The 16,687-nt window shown below is 30.8% G+C and carries 15 protein-coding genes; 5 read left to right on the plus strand and 10 right to left on the minus strand.

The window, feature by feature from the left end:
* Window positions 1–179: 179 nt before the first annotated feature.
* Window positions 180–671, plus strand: coding sequence for a hypothetical protein (locus tag AC27L2_RS06950; protein WP_487210994.1), 492 nt, complete (start codon window positions 180–182; stop codon window positions 669–671).
* The gene (locus tag AC27L2_RS06955) at window positions 668–916 is read left to right on the plus strand and encodes a hypothetical protein (protein WP_487210995.1); all 249 of its coding nucleotides are present in this window, start codon (window positions 668–670) and stop codon (window positions 914–916) included. Before AC27L2_RS06950 ends, AC27L2_RS06955 begins: the two co-directional genes overlap by 4 nt.
* Here the strand turns inward: AC27L2_RS06955 and AC27L2_RS06960 are convergent.
* Both AC27L2_RS06960 and AC27L2_RS06965 read right to left on the minus strand, forming a co-directional pair.
* A complete protein-coding gene (locus AC27L2_RS06960) occupies window positions 913–1,452 on the minus strand; it encodes a hypothetical protein (RefSeq protein ID WP_487210996.1) in 540 nt (179 codons plus the stop codon). The two genes, AC27L2_RS06955 and AC27L2_RS06960, sit on opposite strands and share 4 nt — an antisense overlap.
* Window positions 1,453–1,596: 144 nt before the next feature.
* A complete protein-coding gene (locus AC27L2_RS06965) occupies window positions 1,597–1,887 on the minus strand; it encodes a phage portal protein family protein (RefSeq protein ID WP_487211120.1) in 291 nt (96 codons plus the stop codon).
* 1,140 nt (window positions 1,888–3,027) lie between these two features.
* On the opposite strand from AC27L2_RS06965, the gene AC27L2_RS06970 reads away from it, so the two are divergent.
* Together AC27L2_RS06970 and AC27L2_RS06975 are read left to right on the plus strand one after the other, a co-directional pair.
* Window positions 3,028–4,374: an MFS transporter gene (locus tag AC27L2_RS06970; RefSeq protein ID WP_487210997.1), complete on the plus strand. Its 1,347-nt coding sequence runs from the start codon at window positions 3,028–3,030 to the stop codon at window positions 4,372–4,374.
* Window positions 4,375–4,430: 56 nt separating this feature from the next.
* A complete protein-coding gene (locus tag AC27L2_RS06975; RefSeq protein WP_487210998.1) occupies window positions 4,431–5,177 on the plus strand; it encodes a hypothetical protein in 747 nt (248 codons plus the stop codon).
* Window positions 5,178–5,236: 59 nt separating this feature from the next.
* Here the strand turns inward: AC27L2_RS06975 and citF are convergent, their stop codons facing one another.
* The 8 genes from citF to AC27L2_RS07015 form a co-directional block, all read right to left on the minus strand.
* Window positions 5,237–6,793, minus strand: a complete 1,557-nt coding sequence (citF, locus tag AC27L2_RS06980) for a citrate lyase subunit alpha (protein ID WP_487211000.1) — start codon at window positions 6,791–6,793, stop codon at window positions 5,237–5,239.
* Window positions 6,794–6,908: 115 nt separating this feature from the next.
* The gene (locus AC27L2_RS06985) at window positions 6,909–8,144 is read right to left on the minus strand and encodes an aldolase/citrate lyase family protein (RefSeq protein WP_487211001.1); all 1,236 of its coding nucleotides are present in this window, start codon (window positions 8,142–8,144) and stop codon (window positions 6,909–6,911) included.
* 41 nt (window positions 8,145–8,185) lie between these two features.
* The gene (locus tag AC27L2_RS06990; protein ID WP_487211002.1) at window positions 8,186–9,622 is read right to left on the minus strand and encodes an MmgE/PrpD family protein; all 1,437 of its coding nucleotides are present in this window, start codon (window positions 9,620–9,622) and stop codon (window positions 8,186–8,188) included.
* 232 nt (window positions 9,623–9,854) lie between these two features.
* Window positions 9,855–11,825: a homoaconitase gene (lysF, locus tag AC27L2_RS06995; RefSeq protein WP_487211003.1), complete on the minus strand. Its 1,971-nt coding sequence runs from the start codon at window positions 11,823–11,825 to the stop codon at window positions 9,855–9,857.
* Between the two features lie 23 nt (window positions 11,826–11,848).
* A complete protein-coding gene (locus AC27L2_RS07000) occupies window positions 11,849–12,382 on the minus strand; it encodes an HDIG domain-containing metalloprotein (RefSeq protein WP_487211004.1) in 534 nt (177 codons plus the stop codon).
* Between the two features lie 4 nt (window positions 12,383–12,386).
* Complete coding sequence (locus AC27L2_RS07005) at window positions 12,387–14,021, minus strand: carbon starvation CstA family protein (protein ID WP_487211005.1); 1,635 nt, start codon at window positions 14,019–14,021, stop codon at window positions 12,387–12,389.
* 240 nt (window positions 14,022–14,261) lie between these two features.
* Window positions 14,262–15,440 carry an isocitrate/isopropylmalate dehydrogenase family protein gene (locus AC27L2_RS07010; protein ID WP_487211006.1) on the minus strand — a complete coding sequence of 393 codons (1,179 nt, stop codon included), beginning with the start codon at window positions 15,438–15,440 and terminating at the stop codon, window positions 14,262–14,264.
* 86 nt (window positions 15,441–15,526) lie between these two features.
* Window positions 15,527–16,036, minus strand: coding sequence for an O-acetyl-ADP-ribose deacetylase (locus tag AC27L2_RS07015; protein ID WP_487211007.1), 510 nt, complete (start codon window positions 16,034–16,036; stop codon window positions 15,527–15,529).
* A 224-nt stretch (window positions 16,037–16,260) separates the two neighbouring features.
* On the opposite strand from AC27L2_RS07015, the gene AC27L2_RS07020 reads away from it, so the two are divergent.
* A complete protein-coding gene (locus AC27L2_RS07020) occupies window positions 16,261–16,629 on the plus strand; it encodes a hypothetical protein (RefSeq protein WP_487211008.1) in 369 nt (122 codons plus the stop codon).
* Window positions 16,630–16,687 lie beyond the last annotated feature (58 nt).

Genomic DNA, 16,687 nt, shown 5'->3' on the forward strand with positions numbered 1-16,687 from the left:
ATTAGTTGTGTAAAAATTCGTGTTAATCGAACTATAGTAGAATTGTCCCGCAAAGCGGGATTTCGTTCGTTCGCCTTTGGCGAACTCACTTCAAAAAATGTCTGACGAACTTTGCTAAAAGCACAAATCCGTTGTGTAAAAAGCAGAATGAATAGAAACAATAGTAAGATTGAAATAATATGATAAATGATTTTGGACAGCCGGCATTTGCATATGCCGGCGGTTATAATTGTCGTCATCGCTGGGTGCCAGTATTTGGCAAAATGGAAGAATCAAATAAGCTTTTTATACATGAAAGCTGGGAAAATAAATTTAATAATTCATCAAAAAGAGAAAAAGAAATATTGCTTAAAGAAAAAGATACTGCAATTCAATTAAGTAAGCTTGGTTATAAAACAGAACTTAATTATGAATTAAGAAAAATATATGGCAAGGATACAGATATAATTATTGAAGGGAAATATTCACAAATAAAACATCCCGAAAAATCAAGACATAGGTCAATAATAAATTCTTTAAACTCCAGACAAGCAGATAATATTATTATAGTTCTAAATAAACCACTTGAAGAAAAAGAAAGATCAATTAATTACATTAGACTATTCATAAAAAAGCATGAAGAAAAAAAAATATTTATATTGCATAATAATAATTTGGAAGAAATAAAATGATTTTAACAGAAGAAATAAAAAATGAATTTAAAAAATCTTTTTATGATATTGATGAAGATATTGAAATATTAACAAAAGAAAGTAGATATACCAAAAACAAAGCTATATCACATCTTGGGAAAATATCATTTATGGTAGAATTCGGAATAATAAGTGCAGATGAAGCAATAGAAAAAATAAACAAAATAAAAAAAATTGCTAATCTAACTGAAGATGAAGTAGATGAAGCTTTATATTTTGCTTAATCATATTTTTTTATTATCTCACCTAATTTTGCGATATAAATTTCCTTTGCTGGCTCGTTTAATTCATCAATTAATTTTTTCTTCTGTTTTTCAGTAATACCAAGAAATTTCCATAATTTTCTTGAACGGCTTACACCGCTTACATTGAACCAGAAAGCTTTATTTTGATTTTCTTCTCCGGTAAATGATATAATTGCTTCAGTATCAGATGCCTTAACATTAATTGAGCGCAGCATTTTACCTGTAACAGTTAAAAAATTTTTTGCAGCCGAGGGATAAACTTTTTCTTTATAAGCTTTATAGCCTCCAAGAATTATCATTCCAAGCAAACCAGTTCTTTTAGAATGAACCACCTGAAAAAATTTACCATTACCATTTTTGCCGCCTAATTTACGATAAATTTTATCATCGAAAGGAATATAATAAGGATTAGTTGAATATTGAAAAGGCTTGCCTTCATAATCAATTCCCTTTTTAATATTTTCTTCAATAAAAGCTAAAACTCTTACGCCGGCTATTTGAAATAATTTTTTCATAGAATACTTTTATGAAATTAAACTTCTCTTTGCAGGAATAATTTGGTCATCATTTGCTGGAGGTGTTAAGCCGAGCATTTTATATGCTTCATCTTTTTTCAAATCAAGAAACTGGTTTGCTATTTGCAATGCTGATGCATTTTTCTAAATATCCTGCTCTTGAGCTATTACAAAAGCAAATTTATAGGGCATCAATCCATCGCCGTAATTCAATTTATAATCAAGTTCAAGAATTTTATTTATTAAATTCTCGATGCGAATCATATCGCTGTACATAATATCACTACTTACGAGGCGTAAAATTTGTAAAGCAGCGCGGCTGCCGCCGTAGTTTGGCAGTTCGCTTGTATTTGCCTGTCCTAATATTGCAATAGCAATTTCATTATTCAATGTTTCTATAAAATCTTTGAAATTGTTTCCGCTTGCAGCTGTAATTTGATTGAGTCGGAATTAGAATGTGTTAATCGAACTATAGTAGAATTGTCCCACAAAGCGGGATTTTCGTTCGTTCGCCTTTGGCGAACTCACTTCAAAAAATGTCTGACGAACTTTGCTAAGAGCATAAATCCGTTGTGTAAAAAGCAGAATGAATAGAAATATAGTAGAATTGTATTGCAAAATGGATTTCAATCATTTCAAAAATTTCTTCAACGAATTTATCTATATCAAGTAAATCCGTTCCATTGTAAAGTAGGATTTAATGGAATTAAAACTAAAAATTTCATTTCCATTTAAGATTTTTTAAGATTTTTTATTATGAATACATTAAGTGCACAAAAGAAAATAGAAGTAGATTTTGTAATAACTGATTTAGATTAAGGGATGGAAATTAAAAGAAATAACAAGAGAATTGTTGATTGAAGAAAAATTAGATAAAAATAAACTACTTTTTTCTTCGCCAGCCAAGTCCAAGCAATATTCTTGATAATTTTAGACTGATAAGTATACAAGCAATTATAATCAAATAAGAAATCATTTCAGATAATGTTATTCAATTAAAATTAATTATTCACAATAAGTGTGTCGTGAAAAATTATTTATTGATAATTTAAAAGAACTATATAAAAGTTTCAAAATTTTGGGAATAAGAAGAAATGACTTAATGCAACATTAAAATATCTATTTGCAAAACCTTAATAATGTAAAAAAATATACAGGTCTTTAAGATATCGTTTAATGTTATATAAACAGTATGTTAATCGAACTAGAATAAATTTGAATCTATGTTTTCATGTTTTTCTTTTTTAAATGTTTAATACTGATTGCAATATAGTAGTTTAGTCTACATGTAATAACGATTTCGAATCTTGTTACAAAATTTATAAGCACGATTCAATTAATCATGTTACAGATATTGCCTGATTTTGCTAATTGACTCACAGAAATATTTATTGAGCTTATTTGCATAGTAATGCTGGTTATTGAGCTAGTTAAATAATTTTTTTTGGAAATCCTTAATTCCTTTTTGATATTTCATATCAACTATTACTTTTCAAATATTTTTAGATTCTCAAGAAAAAATATTACTTAAAAAATATTATGTTTGTAACCATTGAATAATAATTGATTACAACGATGCAGAATAATTTAAAACCTCAACCTACTTTTCTTTATCGATGGACAATCTTACTTTTTATTAGTCTTGCCATGTTTGGCAATTATTATATTTATGACAGCATAAGCCCCCTTGCTGACTTACTTGTTAAACAATTGAAATTTACTGATGCAGATATTGGATTGCTTCAGGGTATTTATAGTTTTCCAAATATCATTATGGTTTTAATTGGCGGAATTATTATTGATAAAATTGGTACAAGAACCTCTGTATTAATTTTTACATGCTTAATAATGATTGGCTCGATAGTTACAGCATTGACAGGCAACTTAATTGTCATGGCTTCTGGAAGATTAATTTTTGGTTTGGGTGCAGAATCGATGATTGTTGCAATTACTACGATTATTGCAAGATGGTTCAAAGGGAAAGAATTATCATTTGCATTTGGATTAAACTTAACTGTAGCACGACTTGGTTCATTCTTAGCTCTTAATTCTCCAACATGGGGGAAAAGTTTATATAATTACTGGCAGTCACCATTATTAATTACTGTTGGAGCTGGTGTTTTTGCAGTTGTAACAATTAGCATTTATTATTTTCTTGATGTCTTAGGTACAAAAAAATTTACATTACCTGAAGAAGGTTCACAAGACAAAGTTATTCTCAAAGAAGTTTTTAATTTCCCAAAATCATTTTGGTATATCACAGCATTGTGTGTTACTTTTTATTCTGCAATGTTTCCATTTCAAACTTTTGCTATAAAATTCTTTCAAGATGCACATAATACATCAAGAGAAGTTGGAGGAAATCTTTCAAGCATGTTAACATTAGCTGCAATGATATTTACTCCGCTTTTTGGATTACTTGCTGATAAAATTGGCAAGCGGTCATTATTGATGATGTTTGGTTCTTTGTTAATAATTCCTGTATATCTTATGATGGCATATAAAATTGGAAAGCCAGAGATAATGACTGAGAGTGATTTCATAAATATAAATTTAGATTTCTTTGATATACATGCTTCTATTCCAATTTATTTATTAATACCAATGGCAATTATGGGAATTGCATTTTCACTTGTTCCTGCAGTTATGTGGCCCTCAGTTGCTTTAATTGTAGATAATTCCAAACTTGGAACAGCATATGGATTGATGACGATGATTCAAAATATTGGATTATTTTCTTTTAACATAATTATTGGATTTGCAAATGATATTTCACATGCAAGTGCTCAAAATCCATCCGGTTATAATTTAGGAATGTGGATTTTTTCTTCACTGGGTTTCTTTGGACTTGTGTTTGCTTATCTTCTCAGAAAAAGCGAAAGAAGTCTAAATGGTCATGGTCTTGAAAATCGTTCAAACTAATTTCAATTCTTTAATTCTTTTTTTGTAAATTGTAAATAGAAAAAAATCTGGGAACAATGCAAAAACTACTGTTCAGTTCAATATTATTTATTCTCTTTTCTATTAATTCATTTAGCCAGACATTTGGTTTTGGATGTCTCGGCTTAAGTGGATTTTATGCTGGCATAACACAACAGCAATATGAATCAATAGGAATAAAAGAATATCTTTTCCCTGAAACTATTAATAATCCAAATCTTAATACTGAATTTGATTTTAAGCAGGCTACTGGATATCGCTTTGGTGCAAATATTTTTAGAGCTCGTTTTGCAAAAGCATTTATTACTGCAAAAGGTTACTATCAATTTCTTAAAGAATCTCATACAAGACAACTCAGCAGTGATATTAACAATGAGAAAAAAAATAAATATGAACTCTCAATGAATCATTGGGGTGTGGGATTAGATTTTGGTTTCCCAATTTTTTCTATTCTTGATATAAAACTTCTTGAAGGACATGTTACTTTTATGAATCCTGAATTCAATACTGAAGTATTAGATATGAATAATAATATTCTTGAAGAAGACAAAATTGCAGCTGACAAAGTTAAAATTGGTTACTTTGTAGGTTCTGGTTTAATTTTGCATCTCATTCCAGATTATGTGAGTATTGAAGCAACAGCAGGTTATTCATTTTTTGTGATTGATAAATTTTATGATGATAATAATAATTTAATAATACCAGTTTCTTCTTCAAAGAATAATGCAGTAAATAAAAGTAAATTTTCTGCAACAGTTCAATTAAATGTTGGTTTTCCGCTCTGATTCTTTCAGTGATTACTTTTTAATTTGTTAAGACAATCCGAAAAAATTTTTTATGATGATTAATTTTCAACTTTATAAATAGAATCAAGCACGGTTCCATCTACCCATTTTACTATTGCAACCACATAAGATTTATCAAGTTTAGGTTTATCAGGTTTTCCGCCGCAAATTTCATAAACTTCCTTTTGCAATTCTTTAATTGAACGAATGGGCAATGAAGATTTTTTTACAGCATTAATTAAATCTTTTCGTTTAGGATTAATTGCAATACCTCTTTCAGTTATTATAACATCAATTAATTCACCAGGTCCGCATAATGTTGTAACTTCATCAACGATTACAGGGATTCTGTCTCTAAAAGAGGGAACAGCAAGAATTGTACATTTTGAGAATAAGCAATTTTGCCAGCCTCCAATGCCATGAAGCAAATAGCCATCCGAATGAGTTACAACATTTGCATTGAAGTTAATATCAACTTCTGTAGCTCCAAGAACAGCAACATCAACCATCGTAGCAAAATTACCTTTACCGTGATAATTATAACTTGTAAATGGTGAAGTCATAACATGATTTGGATTTTCTCTCATTGAACGAACACCTTCAAGGTCAAATGTTTGACCATCCAAAATGTAATCAGTTAATCCTTCTTCGAGCATTTCAACAAGATATTTTGTAGAACCGCCGCGTACAAATCTTGCTTTAACATTTTTTGCTTTCATTTTTTCTTTAAGGAATGGAATGAATGCAAGACTTGTTCCTCCAGCTCCAGCTTGAAAAGAAAATCCATTTTTAATTATTCCAGCAGCGTCTAAAAATTCAGCAACATATTCTGCAATTAAAAGTCTATCAGGACTTTTTGTAATTTCAGTTGTTCCGCTAACAATTTTTGAAGAGTCGCCAAGTGATTCAACTTCAACAACATAATCAACATAATTTCCTTGAATTTGCCATGGAACGCAGGGGAAAGGAACAAGATTGTCTGTAACAATAATTACATTGTCTGCATATTCAGCATCAGCCAATGCAAAGCCCAATCCGCCAAAAGCGGATTTGCCATAGAGTCCATTGGCATTGCCAAATTCATCTGCAGTTGGTGCAGCAATAACTGCAATATCGATATGGACCTCGCCATCTTGAATTGCCTGATATCTGCCTCCATGTGAACGCAATACACCAATACCTTTCATTTTTCCTTCGCTTACATATCTGCCTAATGGTCCATTCATACTTCCTTCGATATGATGAATTGTTCCATCTTCAAGATATTTGATTAAATGTTCATGAACTGGAAAAGAAGCACTTGGGAACCAACGAATATTTTTTATTCCCATTGAATGAATTACATCGAAAAGATAATTTGTTAGTAAATCACCATCTCTTAAATGATGATGAGTTGAAATTGTCATTCCATCTTTGATGCCGCATTTTTTCAATGCTTCTTTCAAATTTTTTACTACTTTATTGCCATTGGAAGGATAATCAATACAGCTGCGAATTAATGGAGCAGCTTTTCTGCCGCATGGTTTATATTTACTTACTCCTTTGAATGGAATTTGTATCTGACCATTAACTTCGACGGGCACTAATCGGTTAGCTTCATTTTTTATTAGTTTCATAGTTGCTATGAATTTTTTATTGTTAAAAAACTTTTTGAAAGTTTATCATGTTCTTGAAGATTATCTTATAAAATTTCTTATGTGCAATTGATAAAATCTGAAATAAGAATGTTTTTTATTTTTTGTTAATTTCTTTTTTCCAATCATTATTTAATACACCATACTGAATTGCAAGGTCGATTATTCTTTGAGCTCGCTTTATAACTGGTGCATCTATCATTTTGCTTCCTAAAGTTGTAACAGCTAATCCTTTGGATTTTGCTTCTTCGAAAGCAAGTATAATTTTTTTGGCTTTTTCAATTTCATTTTGTGTTGGTGTGAATGCTTCATGAATAATTTTAATTTGACGTGGATGAATGCAGCCTTTCCCTTCAAATCCCAGAGATTTAGCTTCAAGGACACTATTTCTTAAACCTTCCATATCATTTACATCTGAGAAAACAGAATCGATAGCTTGAACACCTGCCGCTTTCGCAGCATTAATAATTGCACAACGTGCATAAAAACTTTCTTTTCCTTCAAGTGTTCGCTCAACACCTAAATCAGCAGTATAATCTTCAAGACCAATTGTTAAGGCACAAACTAAATCAGATGAAGATGCAATTTCATAAGCTCTTTCTACTCCAAGTGCAGTTTCAATTACAGGCATTAGATAAATAATATCGTTTATATTTTGTTGTGCTTTAATGATATTAATTTCTTCCTCAACATCTTTAACTGTCATTGCTGATTCACATTTTGGAATTAATATAACATGAACATTATGAGGAACAACAAAATACAAATCATCTAAACCCATAGGCAATTGATTTATTCGAACCATTCTTTCAGCACCGTAGAAATAAACCGAACGAAGTGCATTTCTAACCAAAAATCTTGCAGAAGTTTTTTCTTCTGGTGAAACGCTATCTTCCAAATCGAGAATTATTGCATCAGGTTTGTGAAGTCCTGCATTTGGAAAATATTTAGGTTCATTCCCTGGCAGGTACAATCTGCTTCTTCTTATTCTATTTTTTTCTGTTTTATAATTATTTTTTTCATTGAAAGGAAGAAGAAATTCTCGAGTATCATCAGGAAAAAGATTTTTATAAGCGGCTTCAAATCTTGCTGCAATTGTAAAAGGGAGAGCACCAAAATCTTCAACATTAATAATTGCATTTTTTAATTCAAAAAAATTGCTCATTTCACTTATTAGATTTCTAATGCTTTTGCCATAAAGCGAATCAACTTTGCTTCTTAATGAAATTTTTAATCCAGTTCGTTGAGTAAATTCAATTTGTATAAAACAATCGGCACGGATTGATTCTCCGCGTTTACCTGCAAATCCGATTTTTTCTTTTTTCAGTTTCATAATAATTAATGAAATTTATTTGGAAATAAATTGTGAATTAATTAATTCAAAACCAACTCTTTCATAAAATCTTTTGCACTAAGTTCTTCACAATTAAAAATCACTTCTTTAATTCTTTTCTGTTTGGATGAATTTAATAATCCTTCTGTTAATGAGTTGAATTTGGTTTCTAATTCATCGATAGACATTGGCTGCTCAGGATGACCTTTAGGATATTCGAGATATTCATTATATGTTTTGCCATTATTTGTTTTGATTGTTACTTCACACGGCTGTTTTTCAGGAAACATATTTTCAAATTCTTTCGATGGAATGCCATTAATTTTATCAATAATCTTCCAGATTCTTTCATCTTTTAATTTTTCATCAGAAAAGGTTTGTGTAGTAACTTTTCTATCGACTATTGCAGCTGCAATGCAATAGGGAAGTGAATGGTCTGCAGTTTCTCTTGAGGTTGGGCGATATTTATCTTTGTCAAAAAGAATATCGCAAACTCTTGAGATTGTTTTAATTGTTACGTATTCAATTTCATCATAATTAATATCATTTTTTGAAATAACATTTAATACTGCTGAAATTGGAGTGTGAGTTAAAGCTTCAGTTGGAAATGCTTTCATGCTGCATTCGAGAATTTTAAAATTACTTCCAAGATTGCCAGTTAATTTTTCGATATTCCATTTCCATTCTCCATACTCATCTCTTCCAGAAATTTTTAGTGGAGAAACTTTTTGATTTTTATAATCCCAGCCGAATAAGCAATCCATCAAACCTTCTTTCCCTTCGAATATTAGTTCTGGTCCTGTAAAACCTTTTTGAGCAAGTAAAGCTGCAAAAACACCGCTTTGAACTGAAAGAGGGTCAACAAAATTTTTCATCATTGATAATTTGCCTGAAGCTGGTGCGCCAATTGTAAAATTATGGCAGGCACTAATTCCTATTGCATTATCTAATTGCTCAGTGTTTAATCCAAGAATTTTTCCTGCAACAATCGGTGAAACAAATTGAGTTAAAGTTGCATGATGCCATTTACGCTCTCTAATTCCAGGCACAGCAAATTCACATAAACGCTGTTCGAATTCATATCCAATTACAATGGCTGTTAGAACATCTTTCATTGATGCATTAACTAATTCACCGGAAGATAAAGCAGCAGGAATTAAATCTGATGGATGCGAAGGGTCTTCTTTCCAGTAAATATCATTGAAATCTAATGAACGAATCATAAGTGAATTAATTAATGCTGCATTTACAGCAGGAATTTTTTCACCAAAAGCAAAAATTGTTGATTCTTGCTTTCCGCCCATCTCAATTAACAATTGATGGAGTATATTCACATCTTTAGTGTAATAAGAACCAAATGCACAACCTATTGAATCATACAAAAATCTTTTTGCTGTTTCAATTACAGTTTCAGGCAAATCATCAAATTTAAGACTAATAGCAAACTCAGACATAACACGAGAAATAGATTTCCTCATAGTGTTAATCCTTAATTGTTAAAAAAATTATGAAAGAGATTTACTTGTTTTGCCAGTTGGTTTCGTAAATTTTAGGAAAGTTGAGAAAAGGGAAGAAGTGTTTTGAAATTTTATTCTTTCTAATCATAAAAGATTTTTTATATCATCATAAGTTAAATTATCAATTTTGTTAATGAAAGCAAAGGATTTTATTTATCTTTTTTATAAACATCATAAAAAAATTTTTAAAGAATTAGAGCATGGACTTAATCCAGTTTTCTAATCCACCTGCTACAATTAACTTTTGTGCAGTTATACCAATAGGATTTATTGAATAAATTTTATCTTGGACTTCAATTATAGATTTTTCAAAATCAATATTTGCGACTATTCCTGTTTTAATAGTTAAGCTTTCTGAACCAAATTGAGTTTTCAAATCATTAACAAGTTGAGGACATTCGATAGTTAAAAATCCGTTGTTAATTGCATTTCGCTTGTATGTTTCATTGAATGAACCTGCTATTACAAGTTGAATGCCTTTATATTTTAGAGCAGTAGCAGCTTGTTCACGAGAACTGCCTGTTCCAAAATTAAATCCACCAACAAGAATATCTCCTTCTTTTGCAATTAATTTGAAATTGGGGTCGTAATTTTCCATGACAACATTAGCTTGATCTTGAGGAGTCATTGAATCGTTGTAAGTGTATTTACCTGGATAAATTCCATCAGTGTTAAGATTATCTTGAGGACAAAAAATAATTTCTCCATTAATTGCAGCAGGGAATCCATCAATAATTTGAACAGGTTCGAGTGTTATTTCTTTTTGATTAACTTTTATTTCACCGATAATATTTTTTTGTGTTTCATTCCATTCATAATCTATATAACCAGAGAGAGCAGAATAAGCAACTACTGCAGGCGAAGCGAGATAAGCGGTTGCATTAGGAGAACCCATTCTGCCTTTGAAATTTCTGTTTGTAGCTGAAATTCCAACTTCTCCATCTTCAAGCAAGCCTTCTCCCAGACCTATACAAGGACCGCAACCAGGGGGCAATGGTATTGCTCCAGCTTCAATTAATGCCTGCCAATCACCTCTTTTTTCACTTTCTTTTTGAATTTCACTCGAAGCTGGACTTATATAAAATTTTACATGGTTTGCAATTTTTTTACCTCTTAAAATTCTTGCTGCTTCTGCTATATCTTCCAATCTTGAATTAACACATGAAACCAGATAGGCTTTATCAATTTTTATTTTTTTCTTTTTAATTTCAGAAATTGGGAGCATCTTCTTAACTGTATTTGGTCCTGATATATAGGGTTCTATTGTTGATAAATCAATGGTTAATTCTTTAGCATAAAAAGCATTTTTATCTGCTCTTAAATTTTCGATTTCTTTTTCTAATTTTTTAATTCTATCAAGATTTAATCTTGGGTGTAAACCATTTCCATCAATATCAGAAGCTACACCTTCTAACCCTCTTTGTTTAATAAAGTTAGCTCTTTTATTTAACCAATCAATTAATATATTATCAATAGGAAATAAACCTACTAAAGCACCCCATTCTGTTGTCATGTTGGCAATTGTTAATCTTTCGTCGATGGTTAAAAATTCAATTCCACTTCCAGTAAATTCAATTGCATGGTTAAGGACTTCGTCATTATTGAAAAAGCCGCAAAGAGCAATAATAACATCTTTTCCAGAAACACCTGGATTTAATTTCCCTTTTAGTTCAACTTTTGCAATGGGAGGAACTTGCCACCATGTTTTACCTGTTGCCCATATAGCAGCTGCATCAGTTCTAACAATTGGAGTTCCAAGGCATCCTATGCCGCCATATATATTAGAATGACTGTCAGAAGCAACAACTAAAGTTCCGGGGAATGCATATCCTTCTTCAACCATAATTTGATGGCCAATGCCTCTGCCTGCGGGATAAAAATCTGCTCCCATTGATTTAGCAAATTCTTCTATCTTTTTATATTTCTGCAGATTTTTTTCATCTTTGTTTTGAATGTCGTGGTCGAGAGTTATTACAACTTGACGGGGATTTGCTAATTTTTTTGCACCAATACTTTGGAATTTTGGAATTACAGCTCCAGTATTATCATGCGTCATTACATAAGCTGGACGAATCGTAACATAATCTCCAGATTTCACAATATGATTTGGCATTAAGTCAACAGCAAATTTTTGGACAATTTTTTCGATTAATGTTTGCGGCATTTATAAAACCTCTTTACATTTTGTTATTGAAAAGGTTCGAACGAAACAAAATCTGCATGATGAACAATGATTGATTCAATTGTTCTTTTTCCTAAGTCGCCTTCTTTTGAATGTGTTGCAATTATATGTTGAACTTCATAAGGTAAATTAAATCGTGCTGCAATAGCTAATCCACTGAATGGATGACGAACAAGAGTGCCAGCTTTGCTTGTTACTATTTTACTATCAACTTTTTCATACTCTAACAATTTACCTACATCTATAAGAATTGCACCTGCAATCAAATAATCCATGTTGATGTTAATAAAATCACCAAAATTCTTTTTCATAATTTTAGCAATTTCAACAGCTAAATGAACACATGTTCTTTTATGTTTTATGAAAGAAATTTTGCAATCTTTGATAAGCAAAGTAAATGGAATTTCTTCTAAATCTTCTACTGTTAGAGAAGAATTTTCAATTGCAAAAGTCCAGCAGTCAATAACTTTTTCTTTCAGAGCTTGATCTTGAATCCAATCAATTTCGGGCCAAAGTTTTTTTATTTTTTCTTTTATCATAAAATTATTTTACTGCTACTGGTATTTTTTGATTTTTTCTTAATACTTGATAAGCTTGAAGAGCTAAAATTACAGCAAGAACAAACAGCAATAATGAAATAAATGAAAGAGCAAAGTTACCTGAGATTAAATTATTATAAAACAACATTAATAAAGATGTTAGTGTAACAGCAAACATAAATAACATTGGTATCAATGTAAATTTCATATCAATATTAAGATGAGCAACCCAAACAGTGAGAGCAAGCAAAGCAATTGCAGCTAATAATTGATTCGCACTTCCAAATACTGGCCAGATTGACATAGATTGTCCACTTAAAGTTAATGCAGCACCAAATAATACTGTAATTGCAGTAGCAATGAATCTGTTTTTTACTAAAATGCTTTGTTCTGTCTTTTCTTTAATTTCAAAAAATTCTTGAAATGAATAACGAGCTAATCGAGTTGCAGTATCGAGCGAGGTTAATGCAAAAGCTGATACAGCAAGAGCTGCAAAGCTTGTAGCTGCATCAACAGGGATATTCAAGTAAGGAATATTATGCATAAAATTTGCAATGCCTGTTGAAAAAGCTGCAACAGCTCCTTTTGTATTTAATAATTCAAGAAAATGTTGTTGGTCTAACGAAGCAACGGAAAGAAGTGAAAGTACTGCAAGTAATCCTTCTATGAGCATTCCACCATAACCAATAATTTTAGCATCTGTTTCTTTGTCGAGTTGTTTAGCAGTTGTGCCGCTTCCTACAATTGAATGGAATCCGCTTATTGCACCGCATGCAACCGTAACAAAAAGAGCAGGGAATAGATACCCAACTTTATCGACTGTAAAGTTTGTAACGGGCGATAAATGAACTTCAGGAAATGTAAAAAATAATCCAACAATTCCAGCTATTATTAATCCATATAAGAAAAATGAATTCAGATAATCCCTTGGTTGAAGTAAAATCCAAACAGGTGTTACTGAAGCAAGAAAAATGTAAATGAGCAGTATAATAATCCATGTATTTTTATCTAATTGTAAAGGGAATATATAACCAAGATAAATGCAAATTGATAGAAAAATAATCCCAATAATTGAAGAAATCCATAATGGTACTTTGAATCTATAAACACTTAATCCAAAAATTATTGCTAAAAAAATAAACAGTATAGAGGATGTTCCTGAACTGGGAATGTGAGTGAAAGTATCTGCAACAATTAATGTGAATACAGCAATAACAAGAATTAATGTTGCCCAAGTGAAAATCAAGAAAAGTTTTTTGCCGCTTATACCGATATAATTTTCTATTATCTGACCAATTGATTTACCTTTATGTCGAACAGAAGCAATGATCGTTGTATAATCATGAACACCGCCAATAAAAACAGAACCCATTAATATCCAGATGTAAACAGGAATCCATCCAAAACTTGCAGCAATGATAGGACCAACAATCGGTCCAGCTCCGGCAATTGATGCGAAATGATGTCCAAGCAAAACAGGAGATTTAGCAGGGCAATAATCTACTCCATCATATAATGAATGTGATGGGGTTGCATTTGAGTTTGATACACTCAATTTTTTTGCAATATATCCGCCATAAATATTGTATGCACCAATGAACATTAGAATTGCAAATAATATTAAAAGTACGCCGCTCATTTTTTTGCCTTTTGTTTGATTACAAAATTACAAATTCATCTCTTACATTGTTCACTATTAGTCCTCTTTGGTTCTCTGTGTAACTTTATTTTTAACATGGAGAAATCGGAGATTATCACAGAGAACCGCGGAGTATTATTAAGTTAATTTAGATGTCTTCAATATTAATTTTCATAAAATTATTTTTTACACTATAAGAATTTTAGATTGTTACAATTTAGCAATTTTCTAAATTCTTATTTATAACTTAGAAATAACAGCATCTGTCATTTGTTGAGTTGATGCAGCACCTTTTTCAAATACATCTGGACCGCCTTTCAATTTTAGCATGTCATAAGTTCTTACCTTTCCTTCTTCAATTACTTTTGCAATAGCATTTCGGATTCTTTTTGCAATTTCATTTTCGCCGATATGTTCAAGCATCATAACCGCACTCATAAACATTGCAATTGGATTAACAATTGATGGATTTAGTTTTTCATATTTTGGAGCAGAACCATGAGTTGGTTCAAAAATTGCAACTTCATCTCCGATGTTTGCACTGCAAGCAAAACCAAGTCCTCCAACTAAACCAGCAAAGCCGTCGCTAATTATGTCGCCAAACATATTTTCTGCTACTATAATTCCATAATCTTCTGGATTTTTTGTAAGCCACATCATTTGTGCATCAATGTTTGTATCCCAAAGTTCAATTTCAGGATATTCTTTTGAAATTTCTTTTGCAACTCGTAGCATCATGCCAGAAGTTTCTCTAAGAACATTAGGTTTTTCACAAAGAGTTACGCTTTTATATCCATATTTTCTTGCATATTCAAAAGCAGCGCGTATAATTCTTTCACTTGCTTTTTTTGTAACAATTCTTGTTGAGATTGCCATCTCTTCACTTGGTACATTAGCAAATGCTTTCATCTTTGGATGAGTTTCGAGAGCATCTCTAACTTGTTTAGGAGGATTAGTCCATTCAACACCTGCATATAATCCTTCAGTATTTTGTCTGAATACAACAACATTGACAAACGGTTCTTCATAAGTGCCATCAATTTTTTTACGAATGAAGTTAAGTGGATTTCCTTTAAATGATATACATGGACGAATGCAAATATCCAAGTTAAAAATTTGTCGAAGAGAAACTATTGGAGAAAAGTAAGTAAAACCTTTTCCTTGAAGTTCTGGATTTAATTCTTTATCGGCTGCATCTTTGGGTTTACTTGTTATTGCACCGAATAAAGCAATTTTATGTTTGGCAATCAAATCAATGGTTCTTTGAGGCAGAGCATTTCCTTCTTTGCACCAAAATTCCCAACCAATATCTCCCCAAACATAATCAGCTTCAAATCCTGCTGCATTTAAAAGTCTAATTGCTTCTGGAAGAACAATTTTTCCAATTCCGTCTCCAGGCAATGCAATTATAGTTCTCATTATATACTCCTATGATAAAAATTCAATATACAACTTATAGATGTTAAATATCTTTGGCAACTAGAAATTTAAATGTGAGTAGTAAATTAAATGGAATTTTTTAATTGTAAATAGATAGAATAAGTTTTATCATCAAAGCAGCAAAATATAACTTTTTCAATTTCATTATGTTTATGTAAAAATTCTATTACTGTATTAAAAGCAATTTTGGAAGCTCGTTCAACAGGGAATTGGTAAGCTCCAGTACTGATTGAAGGGAAAGCTATAGTTTTTATTCCATTCTCTACTGCAAGTTTTAAGGAATTTTTATAACAATTAGCTAATAATTCATCTTCATTATAATTACCTCCATGCCAAATTGGTCCCACAGTATGAATTACAAACTTAGCAGGTAGGTTATAACCTTTAGTTATTTTAGCTTCGCCAGTTGGACAGCCACCTAATTTTTTACATTCTTCTAAAAGTTCTGGACCAGCTGCTCTATGAATAGCACCATCAACCCCACCTCCTCCTAATAATGAGTTATTAGCAGCATTAACAATTGCATCAACTTTTAATTTGGTTATGTCGCCTTTAATTATTTCAATTCTCTCCATAGTATAGAATGAATTTTATTTCAACTAAAAAATAATAAAACAAAATTAATCTGTAAACGTTTGTTGTTTTAAAAAGTATCATTTTCTCATTGTGAAACTACTTAATTATAAAACAACATAGAAAAAGATGAAAAATTATAAATCGATGATGGCATTAATATTGATTTTTTATAGTTACATATAAAATAAAATTTATGGAATTAATTGATATTATATATGAGGGATTGCAGATTTCCATAGCTTTGCTTGGAGTTGTAATTATATTATCTTATTTAATATCGAGGTTAAGATTAAAGAATAAAAAAATAAACAAAGAACAAAAAGTTAATTCGAATAACAATAATTCTCTCCCAATTATGCCACAGCCACTTTTAAAGAATAATTTTTATTACAATGAAGCACTAAAATATCGTGAAACCAACAAAATTTATCTTATCAATCCAAATTTAATTTATCTAAAAAGCAGTAAAGATATATTAAGAGAATCGGTAAAAAATTTTAATCATGAAAAAAATAGTGGTCGAACACGTTACACTATTATTAATGAAGAGATGCGAAAGAAATCAAATAAATCTGTAATTAATTTTATGTGAATGCAATTCTAAGAAGCACTATCTCAAATAATTGATAAAAATTTATAATTCATCTAAT

It is taken from the genome of Rosettibacter sp. KY25 (genome assembly GCF_057554405.1).